The sequence below is a fragment of the Pseudomonas morbosilactucae genome (genome assembly GCF_023241715.1).
Lineage (GTDB): Bacteria > Pseudomonadota > Gammaproteobacteria > Pseudomonadales > Pseudomonadaceae > Aquipseudomonas > Aquipseudomonas morbosilactucae.
Map to the genome: position 1 here is coordinate 241,523 of NZ_JALQCW010000008.1, position 20,730 is coordinate 262,252.

The 20,730-nt window shown below is 63.9% G+C and carries 17 protein-coding genes and 2 pseudogenes; 8 read left to right on the forward strand and 11 right to left on the reverse strand.

What is annotated here, in order from left to right; translation table 11 throughout:
• The first annotated feature begins 13 nt into the window (after window positions 1–13).
• The 8 genes from M1B34_RS05640 (at window position 14) to M1B34_RS05675 (ending at window position 5,149) form a co-directional block, all read left to right on the forward strand.
• Entirely contained in the window at window positions 14–1,162 is a 1,149-nt protein-coding gene (locus tag M1B34_RS05640) for an NAD(P)/FAD-dependent oxidoreductase (RefSeq protein ID WP_268264624.1), read from the forward strand.
• A gap of 187 nt (window positions 1,163–1,349) precedes the next feature.
• A complete protein-coding gene (locus M1B34_RS05645; protein ID WP_003213368.1) occupies window positions 1,350–1,625 on the forward strand; it encodes an HU family DNA-binding protein in 276 nt (91 codons plus the stop codon).
• A 209-nt stretch (window positions 1,626–1,834) separates the two neighbouring features.
• Window positions 1,835–2,317, forward strand: coding sequence for a hypothetical protein (locus M1B34_RS05650; protein WP_259740327.1), 483 nt, complete (start codon window positions 1,835–1,837; stop codon window positions 2,315–2,317).
• Entirely contained in the window at window positions 2,305–2,676 is a 372-nt protein-coding gene (locus M1B34_RS05655; protein WP_123327876.1) for a hypothetical protein, read from the forward strand. The genes M1B34_RS05650 and M1B34_RS05655 overlap by 13 nt, the downstream gene beginning before the upstream one ends.
• A gap of 121 nt (window positions 2,677–2,797) precedes the next feature.
• Window positions 2,798–3,232, forward strand: coding sequence for a DcrB-related protein (locus tag M1B34_RS05660; RefSeq protein ID WP_123327875.1), 435 nt, complete (start codon window positions 2,798–2,800; stop codon window positions 3,230–3,232).
• Window positions 3,233–3,255: 23 nt separating this feature from the next.
• Window positions 3,256–4,548, forward strand: coding sequence for a polymorphic toxin type 46 domain-containing protein (locus M1B34_RS05665; protein ID WP_123327874.1), 1,293 nt, complete (start codon window positions 3,256–3,258; stop codon window positions 4,546–4,548).
• On the forward strand, window positions 4,545–4,829 hold the full coding sequence (locus M1B34_RS05670) for an immunity protein Tsi6 family protein (protein ID WP_123327873.1): 285 nt from the start codon (window positions 4,545–4,547) through the stop codon (window positions 4,827–4,829). Before M1B34_RS05665 ends, M1B34_RS05670 begins: the two co-directional genes overlap by 4 nt.
• An 8-nt stretch (window positions 4,830–4,837) precedes the next feature.
• The gene (locus tag M1B34_RS05675) at window positions 4,838–5,149 is read left to right on the forward strand and encodes a hypothetical protein (RefSeq protein ID WP_268264625.1); all 312 of its coding nucleotides are present in this window, start codon (window positions 4,838–4,840) and stop codon (window positions 5,147–5,149) included.
• Here the strand turns inward: M1B34_RS05675 and M1B34_RS05680 are convergent.
• From M1B34_RS05680 to M1B34_RS05730, 11 genes and pseudogenes are all read right to left on the reverse strand, one after another.
• The gene (locus M1B34_RS05680) at window positions 5,092–5,736 is read right to left on the reverse strand and encodes a hypothetical protein (RefSeq protein WP_268264626.1); all 645 of its coding nucleotides are present in this window, start codon (window positions 5,734–5,736) and stop codon (window positions 5,092–5,094) included. The two genes, M1B34_RS05675 and M1B34_RS05680, sit on opposite strands and share 58 nt — an antisense overlap.
• A gap of 174 nt (window positions 5,737–5,910) precedes the next feature.
• Window positions 5,911–6,537: a hypothetical protein gene (locus M1B34_RS05685; protein ID WP_268264627.1), complete on the reverse strand. Its 627-nt coding sequence runs from the start codon at window positions 6,535–6,537 to the stop codon at window positions 5,911–5,913.
• Window positions 6,538–6,552: 15 nt separating this feature from the next.
• Window positions 6,553–11,013 carry an RHS repeat-associated core domain-containing protein gene (locus M1B34_RS05690; protein ID WP_268264628.1) on the reverse strand — a complete coding sequence of 1,487 codons (4,461 nt, stop codon included), beginning with the start codon at window positions 11,011–11,013 and terminating at the stop codon, window positions 6,553–6,555.
• A gap of 9 nt (window positions 11,014–11,022) precedes the next feature.
• On the reverse strand, window positions 11,023–11,448 hold the full coding sequence (locus M1B34_RS05695) for a DcrB-related protein (protein ID WP_123327869.1): 426 nt from the start codon (window positions 11,446–11,448) through the stop codon (window positions 11,023–11,025).
• 18 nt (window positions 11,449–11,466) lie between these two features.
• Window positions 11,467–13,404, reverse strand: a complete 1,938-nt coding sequence (locus M1B34_RS05700) for a type VI secretion system Vgr family protein (RefSeq protein ID WP_123327868.1) — start codon at window positions 13,402–13,404, stop codon at window positions 11,467–11,469.
• A 124-nt stretch (window positions 13,405–13,528) separates the two neighbouring features.
• Window positions 13,529–16,204, reverse strand: coding sequence for a type VI secretion system ATPase TssH (tssH, locus tag M1B34_RS05705; protein WP_268264629.1), 2,676 nt, complete (start codon window positions 16,202–16,204; stop codon window positions 13,529–13,531).
• The gene (gene tssG / locus M1B34_RS05710) at window positions 16,197–17,249 is read right to left on the reverse strand and encodes a type VI secretion system baseplate subunit TssG (RefSeq protein ID WP_123327866.1); all 1,053 of its coding nucleotides are present in this window, start codon (window positions 17,247–17,249) and stop codon (window positions 16,197–16,199) included. Before tssG ends, tssH begins: the two co-directional genes overlap by 8 nt.
• Window positions 17,213–19,071, reverse strand: a pseudogene (gene tssF, locus M1B34_RS05715) (type VI secretion system baseplate subunit TssF). Before tssF ends, tssG begins: the two are co-directional and overlap by 37 nt.
• Window positions 19,068–19,583: a type VI secretion system baseplate subunit TssE gene (gene tssE, locus M1B34_RS05720; RefSeq protein ID WP_268264630.1), complete on the reverse strand. Its 516-nt coding sequence runs from the start codon at window positions 19,581–19,583 to the stop codon at window positions 19,068–19,070. Before tssE ends, tssF begins: the two are co-directional and overlap by 4 nt.
• Before the next feature lie 174 nt (window positions 19,584–19,757).
• Entirely contained in the window at window positions 19,758–20,246 is a 489-nt protein-coding gene (locus tag M1B34_RS05725) for an Hcp family type VI secretion system effector (protein WP_123327864.1), read from the reverse strand.
• Window positions 20,247–20,397: 151 nt separating this feature from the next.
• A pseudogene (locus M1B34_RS05730) lies at window positions 20,398–20,730 on the reverse strand (type VI secretion system contractile sheath large subunit); the annotation flags it as partial.

Here is a 20,730-nt window from a genome sequence, read left to right on the forward strand (position 1 = left end):
TAAGGAGAAAGGCATGAGCGCACCTGTCGTAATCGTTGGCACCGGGCTGGCCGGCTACAACCTGGCCCGGGAGTTTCGCAAGCTCGACAGCGAAACCCCGCTGCTGCTGATTACTGCGGATGACGGTCGTTCCTACTCCAAGCCGATGCTCTCCACGGGCTTTGGCAAGAACAAGGATGCCGACGGCCTGAGCATGGCCGAGCCGGGCACCATGGCCGAGACCCTCAAGGCCGAGGTGCGCACTCACACGCGCATCACCGGCATCGACCCTGGCCACCAGCGCCTGTGGATCGGCGAGGAAAGCGTGCCTTATCGCGACCTGATCCTGGCCTGGGGCGCAGAAACCGTGCGTGTGCCGGTGGAAGGCGACGCCTCGGCGCTGATCTTCCCCATCAACGACCTGGAAGACTACGCCCGCTTTCGCGTAGCTGCGGCCGGCAAGCGCCGGGTGCTGTTGCTGGGCGCCGGCTTGATTGGCTGCGAGTTCGCCAATGACCTGATCCTCGGCGGTTACGAGGTCGAGTTGGTGGCGCCTTGTGAACAAGTGATGCCGACCCTGCTGCACCCGGCGGCTGCGGCAGCGGTGCAGGCCGGCCTGGAAAGCCTGGGCGCGCGTTTCCACCTGGGGCCGGTGCTCAATCGCCTGCAGCAGGCTGGCGACGGCCTGGAAGCCCATCTGTCCGACGGCCAGGTCATCCCCTGCGACCTGGTGGTCTCGGCCATCGGCTTGCGCCCGCGCATCGACCTGGCGGCCGCCGCCGGCCTGGTGGTCAACCGCGGGGTGGTGGTGGATCGCCACCTGCAAAGCTCCCACGCCAACATCTACGCCCTGGGCGATTGCGCCGAGGTCGATGGCTTGAACCTGCTGTACGTCATGCCGCTGATGAGCTGCGCCCGCGCCCTGGCGCAGACCCTGGCCGGCACGCCGACCGCGGTCAGCTACGGGCCGATGCCGATCACCGTGAAAACACCGGTCTGCCCACTGGTGGTCTCACCGCCGCCAAAGGGCCGCGAAGGCGTCTGGACCGCCGAAGGGCAGGGCGCCGACATCAAGGCGCTGTGCCGTGATGCCGACGGTCACCTACTGGGTTACGCCCTGACAGGTACGGCGGTCATGGAAAAACTGGCCCTGAACAAAGAACTTCCGCCCTTGCTGGCCTAAATGGCGGTCGTTCTGTCGGAATAACCCTGTTTCTTCCCCTACAAAGGTCGTGGGGAGACTGGCGCCACTCTCAAGCGCGTGCCATCCTCACATCCGTCTGCCGCAGACTAGAGCCTGCGGCGCCTTGGGCGCTGTTCCGGAGAACAGCACGGACATAACAACAAAAAACCGTCAAAGAGGCTTCACTATGCGTAAACCAGAACTCGCCGCCGCCATCGCTGAAAAAGCGGATCTGACTAAAGAGCAGGCCAACCGCGTACTCAACGCCGTTCTCGAAGAAATCACCGGTGCCTTGCACCGCAAAGACAGTGTCACCCTGGTGGGCTTTGGTACCTTCCTGCAGCGCCACCGTGGCGCCCGTACCGGCAAGAACCCGCAAACCGGCGAGCCGGTGAAAATCAAGGCCAGCAACACCGTTGCCTTCAAGCCTGGCAAGTCCCTGAAAGACAGCGTCAACCCTTAAGCATTGCGCTTTCTCCCCAGGGAGAGGGCATGACTGAATGGGCACACCGACTGGGTCGGGTGCCCATTTTTCATGCCTGGACGTTGCCCGTCGGGGCCGCTTGCACCGATGCGGCAGCATGGCTAGCATGCGCGATTGCTTGATTCGCGAATCAAAGGCCAAGGATGACCCGCTCGACTTCTACCTCGCTCCCACGCCCCCTGAAATCCGTGATCCTTCGCCTGCGCGCTTGGCGTGTGCTGCTGTGTGGCGCCTTGCTGTGCGCCCAGGCCTCGGCATTTGCCGTGGCCGAACGCGGCACCCTGCTCGGGCCGGTGGGTTACCGCGAGGCCCTGCAGTGGTTCCACAGCCAGAAATACGACAGCCCCGGTTCCTGGCTCTGCGGCTATTCCCTGGCCCGCGAGGACTACAGCGTGGCGCCCAAGGCTCCGCGTCTGCTGGTGGAAGTGGACCAGCGCTTTCTCTACCTCAAGTCCGCCGGCCAACTGGTGGAACTGACCGGCGCCGCCCAGGGCCCTGGGCGCAGCGAGTACCAGAACGCCAGCGCTCACATCCGAGTCACCCTGAACATCCTCAAGCGCAACAATTTCAGCGAGTACCAGGAGTCGCACGATCGCCAGGTACTGGCACGCATCGAGATGAAGGACCAGGTCGAAACCCTCACCCTCAAGGGGCAGTCATGCGGTACTTGAACCTGGCAGGCCTTGGCCTGCTGATTGCCAGCGCGGCCATGCCCGCCCTGGCGGATGAATCGAACCCGGGCAAGGGCTGCTACGGCTACCTCACCGAACTGGTGCGCAGCAGCGATTTTCCCTACCGCGACTTCACCACCCCGGAGCACCTCAAGCTGTTGATCGACCGCGATGAGGGTGACCAGTTGAGCCTGCAGCTGTTCTACGAAACCTCCGGCAGCGGGATCATCGGCTGGGTCCGCTACGATGTGCCACAGCAGGCATTGTGGAATGTCAGCATCGACCCCGAAGAGCCCCAGGCGCTCAAGTTCGACCCACGTTTTGCCCGGGCCTATGCGTCCTGCCTGGCGTCGCGCTAGGCCTCGGCCAGTTGTCATTGGCGCTGTGCAGAGTTGCCGAGTGGTTCCTTGATTGTTGCCAGTCATTGCTTGAGAATTTGCCGTCATCCGAATCACCCTTTCAGCATGGAACGCGAATCTCTTGTCCTCCTACCGCATTCAAGAAGCTGATCTCGATATTCCTGACGCCTGGCAGGACCAGAGCATCAATATCTTCAAGCTGCCCGCCGTCGGTGGCGCCCAGGAAGCCAGTTTTGTCATCAGCCGCGACGCCAGCCAGGGCGATGCAGCCTTCGCCGACTATGTCGCCGGGCAACTGCGCTCCGCCGAGCAGCAACTGCCGGGCTTCACCCTGATCAAGCGCTGGGACTTCGACATGCACGGCCACGCCTCGGTCCTGCTGGACTACAGCTGGAAACGCGAAGGTCGCGAGCTGATGCTGCGCCAAGTGTTCATCGAGCGTAAGCCGGCGGTGCTGATCACCACCCTGACCACCACGGTCAATGATCTGGTGCACCACGAACCCGCCTGGAAACAGGCCATGCAAAGCCTCAAGCCCCAGCCAGCGGTGGTCTGATCCTCCAGGCCGAGTAACGAACCATGGATATGTTGGCAGCAGCCCGTCTGGGGGATGAGATCGCCCACGGTTTTGGCGTGGCGGCGATGGTGGCGGGGGCTGTTGTCGGTGCCCTGATTGGCGCCGCGGTGGTGGCTGCGACCGTGGCCACCGGTGGGGTGGCGATCGCCATCATCGCGGGTTCGGTCGCCGCGGGCGGCCTGTCGATGTTCCAGATCGCCAAGGGCCTGAGCACTATCTTCAACCTGCCCGAACCCAGCACGGGGGTGCTGGTAGAGGGCAGCTTCAATGTCCGCATCAACCTGCGCAACGCCATGCGCGCGGGCCAGGACCATTCGTCCTCGTGCAGCGGCCTGCCGCTGAACCACCCGATTTGGCCGTTCCCGGTGCTGATCGCCGAGGGCAGCGCTAAGGTCACCATCAACGGCAAGCCGGCCGCACGCCTGCAAAGCAAGATGGTCTGCGGCGCCCACATCAAGACCGGCAGCGAAAACACCTTCATTGGCGGGCCCACGGTGCAGGTGGCGTTCGTCCTGGATATCGAAGGCTGGATGCACACCGGGCTGGAGGCGCTGGGGTTGGCGGCGCTCGGCGCCGGGCTGGTGGTGGCGGCCATGGCGGGAGTGGCGGCATTGGCTGGTGCCCTGGCAGTGGGCGCCGCGGTGTATGGCGGCATGGCCCTGCTGGGGGACCTGGGCGACCGCCTGGGGCCGGGCTATCGCGATTTGCTGCAAGGGGTGGCCGGCATGGCCCTACTGGGCTTGGGGCCGAAACTGGCGGCGCGCAAACCGGCGACCGCGGTACCCGAGTTGACCTCGCGGCGTGCCTACCTGAATCAGAAGTTCGGCCGCTCCGGCGACTTGCACGGCGACATCAATTACCGTGGCAACCGCGAAGTGGCGGCGAACTTCTTCGAGTCCCAGGGCTATTCCAAGGTCGACGCACAGTCCTACATGAACGGCCTGGATTTCAATCATCCGGTGCGCGTGGAGACCCTGGCCTCCGGCAAGAACCTGTGGCAATACCAGTCCCCCGGGGCGCCGCAGGGCAACTGGTATACTCTCAGCCCGCGGGTGCAGCCGACCGAGCTGGGGATCAACCCCATGGGCACCAACCGCGCCGCCAACACCATTGAACCCAAGGTTCTCAATTCCTATGGAACAACCCGCAAGGTGCAGGTCCTGCGCAGCACGGCTGCGCCGACCAACGACTTCTGGTCGGTCAAGGGGCAGTCCTATCCCGCCAAGGGCGGGGCGCAGCAGTTGTTCTCCAATGACAAAGGCGCCTTCGGCGCGCTCTCTCCCGGTGGACCATGAAACCAATCGACTACATTGATCACGCACTGGCGCTGGTGGCCAAGCGGGCCCTGGTCCTGCCGGGTTACGAAGTCTTCGACCTTCTGCAAAAACAGCTGCAGTACGTTCGCGCGGTACTGCTGGACCGCAGCCTGGACCGTTCCGGGCTGCACCAGATCAGCATTGGCGCCATTGCCGTGAAGGAGTTCGACGAAACCGACCCGGAGCTGGCCCGGGCGTTGAAAGACGCACACTACGTGGCGGTACAGACCGGGCGTGGCTTGAAGGTCGATCTGCCCTGAGGCGCGCCATGCTGTTCAAGGATCTGTTGGTCAACCGCGAGGAAATGTTCTCGATGGGCATCGAGGAGTCCACCGCACAGTACTACGTCTCCTTTCCGGTCAGCCTCGGCGTGGTGGACTACGAGGAGTACTACGCCATCGATCGCGCGACCTTTGAGCGGTTCGAACAGGACCTGCAGGTCGCGCTGGCATTTGTCACCCGCGCCAGTCGGCGTGAGCTGGATCGGTGGCTGATCATCAACCCGGCCAGCCTTGAGCCCTGTCAGCTGCCGCGCTGCCAATGCAGGTGCTCACCGATCATGACCGTCGACAGGGCCTGATCCGGGTCATAGCCGAGGTCATAGTCGAGCTGCTTGAACCAACTGGTGGCGAAGGTCGACGCCTTGGCGACGCGCCCGGCTTGCAACTGGTCGACGCGGACGTACCAGTTATTGGGTGGCGTGACGGACAGGTAGTAGTTCAGGTTGTCGGCGGTAAAGGTCCAGCACAGGGACATCAGGCGCGACTCCGCCGGTCGTGCTTCATAAATGTGCGCGTTGACGATCAGGGCCTTGCCATCGAACAGATGGTGATAGCGGACGTTTTCACCGTAGGTGGGCACGTCCTTGTCAAAGCGGCTGATGCTCAGGATCAGTTGTCCGTCGGCATCGAAACCATAGGCCTGCAGATTCTTCGATTCACGGTTGGCCTTGCTCAGCGACGCCAGGGGTTTTCCCTCCTTACTGACGCTGGGGATCAAGCGTTCAAAGGGGATGAGCTCCAAGGTCGGGCCAAGGGAATACTCCCAGCGGACCACGGCTTGCTTGATCGACTGATAGTGTTGGTGAACGTGCGGTCCATAAAGCTTGAACACCTCGCCGAGGGTGTTGCGCCGGCTTTCAAGCTCCGGGTTGTGCATGACATTCATTGGGTTATTTCCCTCAGCTGCCACAGGCAATCGTGCTCCAGCAGCTCTTTCGCCGTGCACTGAAAAAACCGCGACTTTGGCGCGGTTCTATAAGTGGCTGCAGGCCGTGCTGGCGCTCGTCAGCCGCGCCAGAAAGCGCGGTCCGGCGATCTGCCCCGGCACTCCGGCAGTTGCTCAGTTCAGCGCCGTCAGGAGTTGCTTGTTGAACGACTCTTTCAGTTCCTGGTTGTTGGTGTAGCCCAGGGTCTGCTCGCTCAGAATCTTCGCCAGCGTTGCGTCGTCCGGTTGGATTGCGTTGGTTTTCAAGGCGATAACGATCAGCGGGACCGGATAGGCGTAATACTTTGACCTCTCGATGACATCGCTCACCAGTGCGGGGCTGACATTGAGGAGGTTGTACAGGATAGGCAGGTGAACATCCTGAAGCCGGCGCAGCATCACCTGGCAGGTATTTTCAATGCCTTGTTCGGTCACGGGCAGCAGTGGACAGCCGTCTTTTTCGCTGACCGTCGACATGCAGTAGACCAGTTTCGGATTGGCCAGGTTGGATGGGTAGGGCGGGCTTATCCGCTCGATCTCCGCCTGCAGGGCCGGGTGTTCGACAAAGATGATCATTTCGTAGGCGCGGGTGTTGGCCAGGTACTCGAAATGCAAGGTCGCCACGGCGCCCGACTCTTTATGGGCAATCACCACTTTGTTCCGGGTGACTTTGACTCCGGGATAAGCCGAGAGCTCGCTCTTCAAGAATAGCTGGAGTGCCTTTTCGAAGTTGCTGCGCAATTCCTTGGTGTCTGCTTTCATTTCTCGATTACTCGTTCAATAGCGAAGAAGCCAGAAGTTGGCCGGATGCTGTGCGCCATTTCCACCGAACGGTGTGCCTTTGCCGCTTTTGGTCGCAACTTCGAACTGGCCTTGGGTGGCGCCCGACGGTTTGATCAGGCCGCCGCCCAGGCCACCGTTGGTATTGGCCGGATTGCTCATGTCGAACATCCCCGATCCCTGTTGGTTCTTGGTCAGTTTGCCGCTGCCATTTTTGACTTCGAACACGTGGTAGTTGCCGGCTTTGTCCTGGGCGATGATATCTGCCCTGATGCGGTAGGACTTCTGAGTGACAGGATGCTTGACCTTCATGGTCAGTTCTTCAGCTACCACAGTGAAACCGTTTCTCTCGAGGTCGGCCTTGGCCTTTGTAGTGCCCCTTCTGCCGCTGTAGGCCGATTTGCAGATCCAGCCCAGCGGGTCGATCCAGCCGATCGGGTTGGGAGCATAGTGATAGAGGTTCAAGCCTCCGGCCAGGCCGATAGGGTCCGGCGTGGTGAAGCGCCCGATATCCGGGTCGTAGAAACGGAACGTGTTGAAGTGCAGCCCGGTCTCGCGGTCCAGGTACTGGCCCTGGAACCTGAGATTCTGCTCCTCGATGTAGTAGGGCTCGCGTATTTCTTCGATGGTGTTGCCCCAGACCTGATAGCGGGCCTGCCAGACGCTGTGGCCGTCAGGCTCGCAAAGCTGGTGGGGCAGGCCATTCAGGTCGTTGTGGTAGTAGCGGATCTTCTGCTGCGCGCCGAGGCCATCGACCCGCGCCAGGGGCGCGTGGCCCAGGTCTTCATAGACATAGAGGCTGGTCTGTTGATTACGCTGTTCCTGCAGCAGCCGCAGGCCATCCCAGATGAATCGGGTTTCACCCAGAAGGTTGCCCTGGCTGTCGTACTCACGCTTGCTGATGCGTCGACCCAGGACGTCGTAACTCATCCTGACCAGGGTTTCGCCGCTGGCGGTCTGATTGCGCACTTCGATCAAGCGGTGTTCGGCATCGTAGGCAAACCGTTGCACGCCTCGCCGACCACTGCGTTTTTCAATCATTCGGCCAAAGGCATCGTAGCGGTAGCGCTTGTCCTGGTAGGTCAGCAACTTGTTGTGCACCACCAGCCCGGCGCCCGCTTTCGGGCCGTCAAGCAAATTGGCGGCGGCGTCGTAGGCGAAGGTTTCCTTCTGGCCCTGCAGGCCGTCCTGGCTGGCGATGATTCGCCCGGTCGCGTCGTAATGGAACAGTTGCCGATATTGCCCGTTGACATGCCGCTCGGCCAGGCCCACCAGGTTATCGCTGTCGTCGTACTCGAGGTGCCGTTCCGGGGCTGTCGGCAGGGTGTTTGCCAGCAGGCTGGAATGCCGCAGGCGTGCGCGCAGGCGGCCACAACGGTCGTATTCGCTGCGGGTGCTGATCTGACCCTGGGTGCGCAGCACTTCACGGTGCAGGCGATCACGTTGAAAATCGCTGATTACCTGGCCATCGAGATTGATCTGGTGCAGATGGCCGCTGCCGTAATAGAGCCGATTGAGCCAGCGCGTGTCCGGTAGCTGGGTCTGAATCAGATTGCCCAGTTCGTCGTATCGGTGTTTCAGGCTGCCGGCCGCTGTGTGTTCTTCGAGTAATTGGCCCAGGGCGTCGTAGCTGAAACTCACTGCCTGCTGGTTGCCGAGGTTGTCGGTAAAGCTGGCTGCGATCAGTTGGTTCAAGGGATCGTAGGTGTATTGACTGCGCCCATCGTCCGTGGTCTTGGCCAGCAGCCGCCCCACGGCATCGCGCTCGAACTTGTGGATGATTGGTGCGATTGGTTGCGCGGGCACGGCGCTCAATCCGGAGCCATAAGGCGCGGCATGGGCCTGGAGTTCGACGACGTTGTTCAGTGGGTCATAGCCATAGCGCTTGGCACTGCCGTCGAGGTCCTGCTGTTCGCTCAGACGGTTGCCGGCATCCCAGGCAAAGCGATAGCTTTCGCCGTTTTCGTTGGTGAGCGCCAGCAGCCGTCCGAACGCGTCATAGTCGAATCGGACCTGCCGGCCATGGGCGTCGGTGCGCTGGCTTATCTGCCCGCGCCGGTTGTACTGGTAGAGCGTGGTGTAGCCGGACGGGTCGGTGTAGCCCTGCAGCTGGCCGTTGCCGCCGCGTTGAAAATGCTCGGCGCGGCCATCGGCCAGTTGGCTGCTGAGCAACCGTCCCTGGCCGTCGTAATGGAAGCGGGTGTGCTCGCCAAGGGCATCGATGATGGCTTTCACGTTGCCACGTCGATCGTATTCGAAGCGGGTCGGATAGCCCGAGCAATCCAGGTGTTCAAGCAATTGCCCGGACGAGTTCCAGCGCATCTTCCGGCTTCTTCCCGTGGCATCGATGATCTCCACCACCTGCCCGTGTGCGTCGTGGCGGTACTGAGTCACCTGGCCTAGCGGGTCTGTTTCGGCGATGCAATTGCCTCGGGGGTCGTAGCGCAAGTGCCAGCTTTTGCCGGCAGGATCGGTCAGGGTCTGTGGCAGCGACCAGTGCTCCAGCCACAAGGTCGAGTGGCTGTGCCCCAGAGGATCGGTCTCGGCGATCAGGTTGCCGGTTTCGTCGTAGCTATAGGCATAGCGCCCTCCTAAGGGGTCAGTGGCGCTGAGCAGTTGGCGTTCGTCGTTCCACTCGAAGGCCCATGTCTGGTTGAGGTTGTCGGTGTACTCGACGATCTGCAACTGGCTGTTCCAGCGACGGCGGCTGATGCGTTGCAGGCTGTCGGTGACCTGGGTGATTCCGGCCTCCAGATCATAGTCGTACTGATAGCTATCGCCTTCGTCGGTCCAGTGACGGGTCACTCGCCACTGTTGGTCGGCGAACAGTGTCCACTGGTAGAAGCAGCGCAGCCCGGTGGCCAACTGGTGCTCGGTCATCCGGTGGCCGGCGTCATAGGCGAAGCGCCGCTGTACCTGCCTTTCGCCATCGCGGACCTGTGCCAGGTTCCCTGCGGCATCGTAGTCATAGCTGACCAGTACTTCCCGTTGCTGGTCAGGGTACAGCCGTTCGACCTGGGCAATCCGACCGGGCCAGCGCGTGCTGTAGCCCAGTTCGAGCTGCGCCTGTTCAAAAGTATCGCGCAGCAGCCAGAGCCGCCCGGCCGAGTCGTATTCCAGGTGCAGGCGATTGTCGTTGCGGTCCCCCAGCTGGCTCAGGCGCAACCGCGAAGGATCGCTCGCCAGCGGCTCGAACAGACGGTAGAGGCCGTCGCTGCTTTCGATCAGCAACTGCCCGTTGTCGTTGCGTCGCACGCTCAAGCCTTCACCGGGGCTGAAGGCTCCACCGCCCAGGGCAATGGCACCCATGTCGATGCGGCGTCCCTGCTCATCAATGTAGAGCAGGCGTTCGCCGCCCTCGGGATGGGGCTCGATCTGGATGCTGACCTCGTAAGGCAGGCTCCAGCCGGCCCCGAGCAGGCCGTCACGGCGTTCGTCGCGGCTGTTGTAGAAGCGTTGCCATTCGATGGGCACCAGCCCTGGCAGGGTGAAGTCCAGATCGTCGTCGGCCCCCAGCACCTTGGCCCCGGTCGCGGCATGCACCGGATTCGGCGAGCCGGCGATAGCCTGGGTCAGCGCATTGGTCGCCTGGCTGACGACAAACGAATTGACCCCGGCCATCAGCATGCACGGCAGGTTGCTGAGGAACTTGCCCTTGCCGCCCTTGAGCATCATCAGCACGGTCACCGCCAGGCCCACGCCCGGGGTCTTGCCGCTGCGGATCTCGCGCACCACCACCGAGCCGCCGCCGATGGTCACGTCGGGGGAGATCGGTCCGGCGGACACCACCTTGGCGTCGCAGGTGCTGCGGTCGCCGCTGCGCACCGCCGGCTGGCCGTCGATGCTGACCTTTTCCGAGCCTTCGGCCAGGTACTGCACGGGCATCGGCGGGTGCTTGGTGCAGGTCACCAGGTCCAGTTCCTTGGTCTGGGAGCCGGGGGCCGGGGAGGCCACGGTGGGCCGCCACATCTGCGAGAAGAATTCCTTGGCCATGTCGAGAAAGCCCGGGCCTTCCTCCGGGGTGGCCGAAGGGGTGTCGGTGGCTTCGCCTTCCTCGGCGCCGTCGCCGCTGATCTGCGACGGCGGGGCGATGCCCGCCGCGCGGGCCGCCGGTTTGTTGTTGGTCAACACCTTTTGCGAACCGCTGGCGATGGTGGCCTGGATCGAGGGCGGGAACAGGGCATTGGCGATGCCCTCGCATAAATTGCTCAGGCCCTTGTCGGCGCCGGTCTTGCTCATGACCACGCCGACCACCACGCCCACCACCAGCCCCAGCACGCAGGCACCGAGGCCGCCGGTGGCCACGGTGATGCCCGCTGCTGCAGCCACCGCCATGGTCGCCAGGGTGCCGATGGCGACGTTGGCCGCCACCTCCAGCACACCGCCGAGGATGTCGGCCATCATCGAGGTGTGTTCCAGCCCGTCGCCCAGTCGTGCGGCCCACAGCGCGTCAGACACGCCCCGGCCTCAGCCCAGCACCAGGCTGTTCTTGATCTGCGCCCAGTGCGCGGCTTCGGTGTCGCCGAGTTTCTGCGCCTTGACGTAGCTCATGGCGAGCATCTGCCGGGTGCCGGGCAGCACCAGGGCCAGCTGGAACTGGAACACCTGCTCGCTGCCCTTGCTGAACTGGCTGCGCAGCTCCAGGCCCGGAATGTCCTGGGCCGGGCCCAGCAGCACCGGCTGCGGACCCTTGACCCGCAGTTCCTGCACTTGCTGTTCCAGCCGCTGCAACTGGCTGGCCAGGCTGCTCTCCAGGGTTTCACCGTCGCCCAACAGGCTGCGGCTGACGATCAGCGAAGTACCCAGGGCCGGGAACTTGAGGATGTTGATCGAGGCGTCCTGCAGTTCGCCGGCAGGCAGCTGGAACTGCAATTCATTGAGGCGATAGGTCATGGCATGGGCATCCGTTCATTAGCCTTTGGGGGCGGAAAAGGGCGCTTTGGCCTTGGCGCTGATGGCGCCCTGCACACCCTGGCCCTCGGTGGTGGTGTCCGGACCGCCGCCGTTGTTCAGGTGCAGCACGCCACCGGTGTTGATCTGCGCGTCGCTTGAGGCGTGGACACTGATGTTGACTCCGCACAGGTTGATCTGGCCGCTGGCATTGAGCTCCAGGATGCTGGCCCCGCACACCAGGCGCAGGCGTTCGCCGACCTCGATCACGTAGCTCTGGCCGATGCTGTCGAGCTTCTTCTCGCCCACCGTCAGCTCATCCACGTGCTGGACGATGCGCGTGCGCTTGTTGCCGATGGTCACGTACTCGTCGTGGCCAATACTCTTGACCCGGTCATTGCCCACGGAGTGGGTTTCGTTGACCTCGACCACGATGTCCTGGTTGCGCTCGGCGTGGATGTACAGCTGCTCCGCGCCTTTTTTGTCTTCCATGCGGATTTCGTTGAAGTTGGCCGGGCTCCCGCCTTTGCTGGAGCGGCTCTTCATGCCGCTCTGGGTGGCGTTGGCCGGCAGGTCGTAGGGCACGGTCTGCTCGGCGTTGTACACGCGGCCGGTGATGATCGGCCGGTCGGGGTCGCCTTCGAGGAAGCTGACGATGACTTCCTGACCGATCCGCGGGATCTGCATCGAGCCCCAGTTCTTGCCGGCCCAGGCCTGGGACACGCGAATCCAGCAGGAGCTGTTCTCGTTGGATTGGTCGTGGCGGTCCCAGTAGAAGTGCACCTTGACCCGACCAAACTGGTCGGTCCAGATTTCCTCGCCCGCAGGGCCCACCACAATCGCCGTCTGCGGCCCCTTGACGATGGGCCGGCTGGTGCTGGCCAGGGGGCGGAAGCTTTGCTGGGCGTCGATGCAGGTCAGGCTGCTTTCGAACTGCGCCGCACCGCCGCTGGCGCCGCTCTCCAGGCTCTCCTGGACCACGTAGTAGCGGGCCCCGACGATCAGGTATTCGCGGTTCTGATCCTGGCGGCTGAAGCCGGTCAGGCTGAACAAGTGGCCCGCGCCGATGCCCCGGGCGTTGCCCGCCAGCTCGATGCGCTCATGCAGGCTCTGCAGGGCTTCGATGCGGGTGCGGGCGTAGTGCTCGCCGTCCTGGCTTTGCACGTAGGTGCCGGGGTAGTCGTACAGCGGGTAGTCGCCGGCGCTGTGGGGACGAGGCATGGCCGAGCGCACGTCGATCCGTGCGCTGGGGCGCTGGAAGTCGTAGTCGTTGAGTTCCAGGGAGCCGGGCTGGACTTCCTGGGCCAGGTGCCAGTCGAACAGGTGGTCGCGCTCGCGCTGCTGTTCGTCCTTGGGGTAGTAGGGCACCGAGGCGTAGCCGGGCACCGTGGTGTGGGCGCCGTAGGCGTCGGCCAGGACCAGCACGTGGCGGTCCTTTTCATGGCGGAAGAAGTAGTAGATGCCTTCCTGTTCCATCAGTCGGCTGACGAAATCGAAGCTGTTCTCCCGGTACTGCACGCAGTATTCCCACTCGCGGTAGGGGCGGCTGAGGGCGTCTTCGAAGTCCGAGAAGCCGAGGTCGCGAAACACCTGCTTGATGATCTGCGGAATGCTCAGGTTCTGGAAAATCCGGCAGTCGGAGGTGCGGCTCAGCAGCCACAGCCAGGGCCGCAGAGTGACCTGGTAACTGGCGAACTGGCCGCTGTCGATGTTCTGGCTGCAGCGCGCGACGATGCCGTGGAAGTAGCGCTGGCTGCCGTCGTCGAGCAGCACGCTGACGCCCATGGGCTTGCCCAGCAACTGGTTCAAGTCGATGGCGGCGTCGTGGGAGGTCAGCTGCAACTGGTAGTCGTACAGACGCCCCAGCTCTTCGCCGCCGCCCAGGCTCTTGAGCACCAGGACATCTGGCCCCAGGGGGCTGGTGACCTGCGCCAGTCGTGTGGATTGCTGAAATACCATCGTCAGTCTCGTTGAATGCGTAGTGTGCCTGGCCGGCCTCTTGTAGGAGCCGGCTTGCCGGCGATGGCGATCTCACGGATGCCTTCGCTGGCAAGCCAGCTCCTACGCAAGCAGGGGCGCGGGGTCAGGCCGGCTCACTGAAGTCGTAGTGCAGTTCGTTGTCGCGCTGGCTGATGCGTACCCCGGCCAGCGGCTTGCCTTCGAGCATGCGCGTGAGGAACTCACGGCTCATGTCCGGCAGCAGGCTGTTGGTGAGGATGGCGTCGATCATGCGGCCACCGCTTTCGGTTTCGCTGCAGCGGGAGACGATCAGGTCGACCACCTCGTCGTCGAAGTCGAACGCGACTTTGTGGGTGCTCTCCACGCGCTTTTTGATCCGTCCCAGTTGCAGGCGGGTGATGGCTTTGAGCATCACATCGCTGAGCGGGTAGTAAGGGATGGTCACCAGGCGCCCCAGCAGTGCCGGCGGGAAAATCTCCAGCAGCGGCTGGCGCAGGGCCTTGGCGATCTCTTCCGGCTCGGGCACGTTGTCCGGGTTCTTGCAAACGTTGGCGATCAGCTCGGTACCGGCGTTGGTGGTGAGCAGGATCAGGGTGTTCTTGAAGTCGATCACCCGGCCTTCGCCGTCTTCCATCACGCCCTTGTCGAACACCTGGAAGAAGATCTCGTGCACGTCCGGGTGGGCTTTCTCTACTTCGTCGAGCAGCACCACGCTGTAGGGTTTGCGCCGCACCGCTTCGGTGAGCACGCCGCCTTCGCCGTAGCCGACGTAACCCGGTGGCGCCCCCTTGAGGGTGGACACGGTGTGGGCTTCCTGGAACTCGCTCATGTTGATGGTGATGACGTTCTGCTCACCGCCATACATGGCTTCGGCCAGGGCCAGGGCGGTCTCGGTCTTGCCCACCCCCGAGGTGCCGGCCAGCATGAACACGCCAATCGGCTTGTTCGGGTTGTCGAGGCCGGCGCGGGAGGTCTGGATGCGTTTGGCGATCATCTGCAGCGCGTGGTCCTGGCCGATGATGCGTTTCTTCAGGTGCTGGTCGAGGTTGAGCACGGTTTCCAGTTCATTGCGGGCCATGCGCCCCACGGGAATCCCGGTCCAGTCGGCCACCACCGAGGCCACCGCCTGGTAGTCCACGGTCGGCAGGATCAACGGGGTTTCACCTTGCAGGGCGCTCAGGCGCTGTTGCAGGTCCACCAGCTTTTCCCGCAGGCCGTGGCTTTCATCACCGATGTCGCTGTCCACCAGGCCGACGTTTTCCCGCAGTTGGGCACGGGTTGCCAGCAGTTCGTCGACCAGGGTCTTTTCTTCGGCCCAGCGACTTTCCAGCTCGGCCAGGCGCTCGCGTTCTGTGGCCAACAGGCTTTCGCTGTTGACCTGGCGGTTGCCGATGGCCACGCCGATCGCCTGTTCCCGGGCAATGATCTGCAGCTCGGTCTCCAGGGCCTCGATGCGCCGACGGCTGTCGTCCACCTCGGCCGGCACAGCATGCAGGCTGATGGCAACGCGGGCGCAGGCGGTGTCCAGCAGGCTCACGGATTTGTCCGGTAACTGGCGGGCCGGGATGTAGCGATGGGACAGCTTGACCGAGGCTTCCAGGGCCTCGTCGAGGATCTGCACCTGATGGTGCTGCTCCATGGTCGAGGCCACGCCGCGCATCATCAACAGCGCCTTGTCTTCCGACGGTTCGGCCACTTGCACCACCTGGAAGCGGCGGGTCAGGGCCGGGTCTTTCTCGATGTGCTTCTTGTACTCGGCCCAGGTGGTGGCGGCCACGGTGCGCAAGGTGCCACGGGCCAGGGCCGGCTTGAGCAGGTTAGCCGCATCGCCGGTACCGGCGGCGCCACCGGCACCCACCAGGGTGTGGGCTTCGTCGATAAACAGAATGATCGGCTTGGGCGAGGCCTGGACGTCTTCGATGACCTGGCGCAGGCGCTGTTCGAACTCGCCCTTCATGCTGGCGCCGGCTTGCAGCAGGCCGACATCGAGGCTGCGCAATTCCACATCCTTCAAGGCAGGCGGCACGTCGCCGGCGACGATGCGCAGGGCAAAACCTTCCACCACGGCCGTCTTGCCGACGCCGGCTTCACCGGTGAGGATCGGGTTGTTCTGGCGCCGCCGCATGAGGATGTCCACCAGTTGGCGGATCTCTTCGTCACGGCCGACGATCGGGTCGAGCTTGCCGCTGCGAGCCTGCTCGGTGAGGTCCACGGTGAAGCGCTTGAGGGCCTCCTGCTTGCCCATGGCACTGGGGGCCATGGCACCGCTGGCTTCGCCTGGAACCGCGCCGGCATTGAAGCCATCGCTGGCGCCGAGGGCGTTTTCCGGCGAGTCGCCGACGTACTCGTCAAAGCGCTCACTCAGGGCCTCGACCTTGATCTTCTCGAACTCCTTGGACAGCCCCAGCAGCGCATGGCGCAGGCTCGGGGTCTTGAGGATGCCGAGCACCAGGTAGCCGGTGCGCACCTGGCTTTCGCCGAACATCAGGCTGCCGTAGACCCAGCCGCGCTCCACCGCTTCTTCAACGTGGGACGACAGGTCGGTGATCGATGTGGAGCCCCGTGGCAGGCGGTCCAGGGCCTCGGTCAGGTCCTTGGCCAGGCGCGCCGGTTCAAGGTTGAACTGGCGGATCAGGCGGTGCAGGTCGCTGTCCTGCAATTGCAGCAACTGGTGCAGCCAGTGGGCCAGTTCCACATAGGGGTTGCCCCGCAGTTTGCAGAACACCGTGGCGGCTTCGATGGCTTTGTAGGCGACGCTGTTGAGTTTGCCGAACAGCGCTGCGCGACTGATTTCACCCATGCTCTGTGCTCCTTGAGGTGCGTGATGTGGCGGCCTGATCGGCGTAGTGCCGGGCCAGAATGAGGTCCTTGGGGTCCGCCGCGGGGCGGCCGAGCCAGGTGTTGAAACCCAGGCGCTGGCGCCCGTTGAGTTGCAGCTTGGGCACTTCGTCCTGAAGCAGGATCAGGTTCAGGTCCCAGTCCAGTTCGAAACCCAGGTATTCGGCGACCCAGGCCACCAGCTCCTTGAACTGCTGGCCGTCGGGCAGCATGCCCATGTAGGCGTCGAGGCTCAGGGGGCCGAGGCAGATGCGGAATTTGTGCTGGCGGTCCCAGACATGGCTGCCCAGGCAGAAGTCCGTTCCCAACTGATGGGCGTTGACCCCCAGGCGGCTGCGCTCCGGCAGCTCCAACCATTGGCCGACGTATTCCTCGATCTGCACCGGCAGCCCGAAATATTCTCCGAGGATCGCCCGCAGGCCATCCGGGTATCGGGTCTGCGCCGCCAGGTGGCCGCTGTAGTGCAGCTTGGCGGTGTCCGGGATCAGCCCCTGATTGAGCAGGCTGGGCATGCCCCGGCCACTGAGGGCGGCCAGGCGCGCCGACCAGTAATCGTCGTCCGGGCGGTCGTGGCTCACCGTCGGCCGGGCCTCGGCCCAGGCCCGGTAGAACAGGCTCAACAGGCGATGGTGAAAGACATCGAGGAAGCCCTTGCTGGTACTGTCGCCCTGGTTGCGCTGGCGTTCACGTACGTACTCGGTGAGGTGCAGCGGCAGCGGGCCGTTGGGCCCGCCCAGGCCGAAGAAAAACTGCTGCAAGCGTGCAGGCGCACCGTCGACACCGGGCTCGACCGAGGCCAGGGTCGAGGGCGCGAAGGTGCAGTCGGCCTGCTGCCCGAGGCGCAGCGGGTCGTCGGCCAGGCGCAGGGAATGACCGAAGCGCGGCAGCTGGGGCGACAGGCATTCGATCCGCCGCAGCGCCTGGAAGAAGTCGTACTCCCAGGGCTCGGCGTGCATCGCCGTCAGCGTATTCAAAGGGTCGGACGGCGTCCGGGCTGGGCTTTCCATCGCATGATCTCGCCGCGTTCGGTGGTACGGATCACCGTCTCGGTAAAACTGTTGAGGGACACATAACGTGCCAGGAAGCGTTCGAACACGGCGCCGAGCAGGAACACCCCGGTGCCGCGAAACGCGTTTTCATCGAACTCCAGGGTGATCTCCAGGCCCCGGCCAAAAACGATCGGCCCGGGCATGGGCAGGCGCCGGGTCACCGCCTTGCTGCTGACCTCGCGCAGGCCTTCGATCTGCAATTGCAGGGCCGCGTCGTTGCTGTCGCCATACAGGCGCAGCAGTTCGCGCAGGGCGGCGGCGCCCTGGCCTTGCTCACTCAACGACAGGTAGTTGAGCGACAACTGGCTGATCAGGCGCCAGGCCTTGCCGTCGTGGGCGTGGCTGGGGCGCGGGCGGCTTGGCCCGGCCAGGCAGCGCACAGCCTGCACCGGGGCGCTGTCGGCCAGGGTGAAGTCGGTCTTGCCGCCGCCGACGTTCATGAACAGCGGCAGGTCGCGGTTGGTGCACAGGGCACTTACACCGAGCTGGCGCAGGTCGTGGCGATAGGGCGCTTGCTGGCTGTCCACCAGGCTGACGAAGGTTTCGCTGCCGATGTAGGTGGAGCGCGGGCCGTTGCGTCGCTGGTCGCTGGACAGTACTCGTGGCTCGCGACGCAGGCTGTAGTAGGCCTGGTCACGGCCATAGCGCGACGGGTCACGCACCGCGTAGAACGGCAGGAACGGTTGCTCCGGCCCGGTGCCGTGGCCGCTGACGGCGCACAGCGAGTGGATTTCGAAATCCATCGGCCGGGTGCGGTCGCGATCACATGGTGCTCGTTGACCCGGTCCGACAGGTGGATACGGTCCACGCGCTTGGGGAACAGGTTGATCGCCGGGGTGCAGAAGGGCACGAACTGGGCGCTGCCGACGCTGCCTTCCAGGCTTGGTTCGTGGCGCTCGAAGAGCACGATCAGCTCCAGCTCCTGGCCTTCGCAGCGGCGCACCGCACGGCCCAGCTCGGCGAACTCGACGAACAGGAAACGGTTGGGCAGGGCGAAGTATTCCTGCAACAGGCGATAGCCCTGGAAAGCCTGGGGCACCACCGGCAGCGCCGCGTCGCAGTCGTCGAAGCCCTTGGCGCGCAAGGCGTTGGCCGGCAGACGCTCGACCCAGTCGCCCCCGGGCGCCCGGGCGAACACCGCGCAGGCATTGCCCAGCAGTTGCTCGTAGAGGCGGAACGGCAGCTCGTCATTGCCATTGAGGTAGAGCGGCAACTGCTCCAGGGCCAGGCTGCTGAACGGCAACTCGGCGCCGGTGCGCAGGGTCAGGCGCAGCCCGGCCTTGGCCTTGGGCTCGCTGGCGGCCAGGCGCCCGAGCACTGCCGCCGGGTTGCCGAAGTACTCGGCATGGCTGACTTGCAGCGGCCACAGGGTGACCGCGTGGGCGCTGCGGTATTCGCAGCAGGTCTGGCTGTCGCGACCCAGGGCGGCCCGCAGGCTGGTGCCGCGCTCCAGGGTAAAACCGCTGCTCAGGGAGCCTTCATCGGGATCGGCCTGCAACTGCACCACGGTCAGCGACGGCGTCGGTGCCAGGTAGTGCGGGTAGGCGATTTCCAGCAGGTTGTGGGTGAAGGTCGGGTACTCGGCATCGAGCTTCAATTGCACCCGCGCGGTGAGGTAGGCAAAGCCTTCCAGCAGGCGCTCCACATACGGATCGGCACAGTCCATGCCCGACAGGGTCAGGCGGCTGGCGATCTTCGGGTATTCCTTGGCGAACTCCGCGGCGCTCTCGCGCACGTGGTGCAGTTCCTGGTTGTACAGCTCCAGCAGACGGGGATTCATGAGCGTCTCCGTTGCTCGGCCTGGCGCACCCGCACATGGCCCGATTCCAGGTCCAGGTCGGTTTGCAGCAGCAGGCGCAGGGGCATGGGCTGGGCCCAGAGGTCGCCTTCGATCTCGAAGCTCAAGGCGTTGTGGTTCATTTCCCCGGGCGCACTGCGGGCCCGCACCCGCAGGGTACTGCGCAAGATGCGTGGCTCGAAGGTGGCAATGGCCTGGTGGATCAGGCTTTCCAGGGCATTGATATCAATGCTCGAGGCACTGTGCCCGGCCAGGGCCGGCAGGCCGTAATTGATCACCGAAGTGCCGGCGGGGGTGTGCAACGTGGCATCGGCATCCAGCAGCGACGTGGTGTTGAGCAGCCACGCCAGGTCCCGCAGCACCGAGGCCTTGAGCTGGGTCAGGGACAGCACGCGCTTGTCGGCACTTTCCTTGAGGTGGCCGGGCTCGTCGTCGGTCAGACGGTCCAGCAAGGACGGCTGCAGGCGGTCGCGGGCGGCGATTTCAGTGATCAACGCAGCGGCCCCCCAAAAAACTGGCTGGTGCGCCATGGCAGGCACCCGCAAGGGCACAACGGTTCCGCAGCTTGATCAACAAAGGCTTGGTCATCAGTCGGGCACCGGGCGGGAGTGGAGCGAATTCGGGTCAGGGCAAACGGCCCCCGACGCAGGCGTCGGGGGCGCGATGGATCAACGCTTGGTGTTGGAGCGGATGTTCCAGCCGTATTTGATCGGGCCGCCGTCTTTGCTGCCGTCGGCTTTCTGCGGTTGGTACTCGACCATCACCTGGGCGAAGTTCAGGGTGATGTTTTCGGTCAGGCGGTCATCGCTGCCCGAACCGCCGGTGCTCAGGGACGTGATCAGCACTTCTTCCAGGTCGATGATCATGTACTCGACCTGGCTTTCGCCGCCGGCCTTGCGCACGGTCAGGCGCACCTTGTCCACGTGCTTGCCGCTGGAGCAATGCATCATCAGGTTCGGCGAAGCCTTGTCCACGTACTTGGTCAGCGACAGGTCCTGGATGTTCACCTTGCCTGCGCCGCCGCCACCGCCAACGTGCATGTTGCCGGATTGGGACATGCCCCAGCTCCAGTTCAACACGTCGATTTCGTCCTTGTGGGCCTTGTCCATGGACTCGCCCTTGATGTCACCGATCTTGATGAAAATATCGACAGCCATGTGTTCTCCCTGTGTGGCCACTGCCACGGTGGTACAGATATGAATCCGTAGGAGCCGGCTTGCCGGCGATGGTCGTCAACGATAGCGCTCGCTTTCGGACCAACGAGGCGCCCTTGAGTGCATCGCCGGCAGACCGGCTCCTACAGGGGGGTTAAGCGCCTTTTGCCGAAGGCAGTTTGGATACCAGGCGCAGCGACACGGTCAGCCCTTCGAGCTGGTAGTGCGGGCGCAGGAAGAATTTCGAGTTGTAGTAGCCGGGGTTGCCTTCGACTTCCTCGACCACCACTTCCGCCGCGGCCAGTGGGTGCTGGGCCTTGGTGGTTTCAGTGGAGTGGGCCGGATCACCGTCCACGTAGTTGAGGATCCAGTCCTGCAGCCAGCGTTGCATCTCGTCCTTCTCTTTGAACGAGCCGATCTTGTCGCGCACGATGCACTTCAGGTAATGGGCGAAGCGGCAGGTGGCGAACAGGTACGGCAGGCGCGC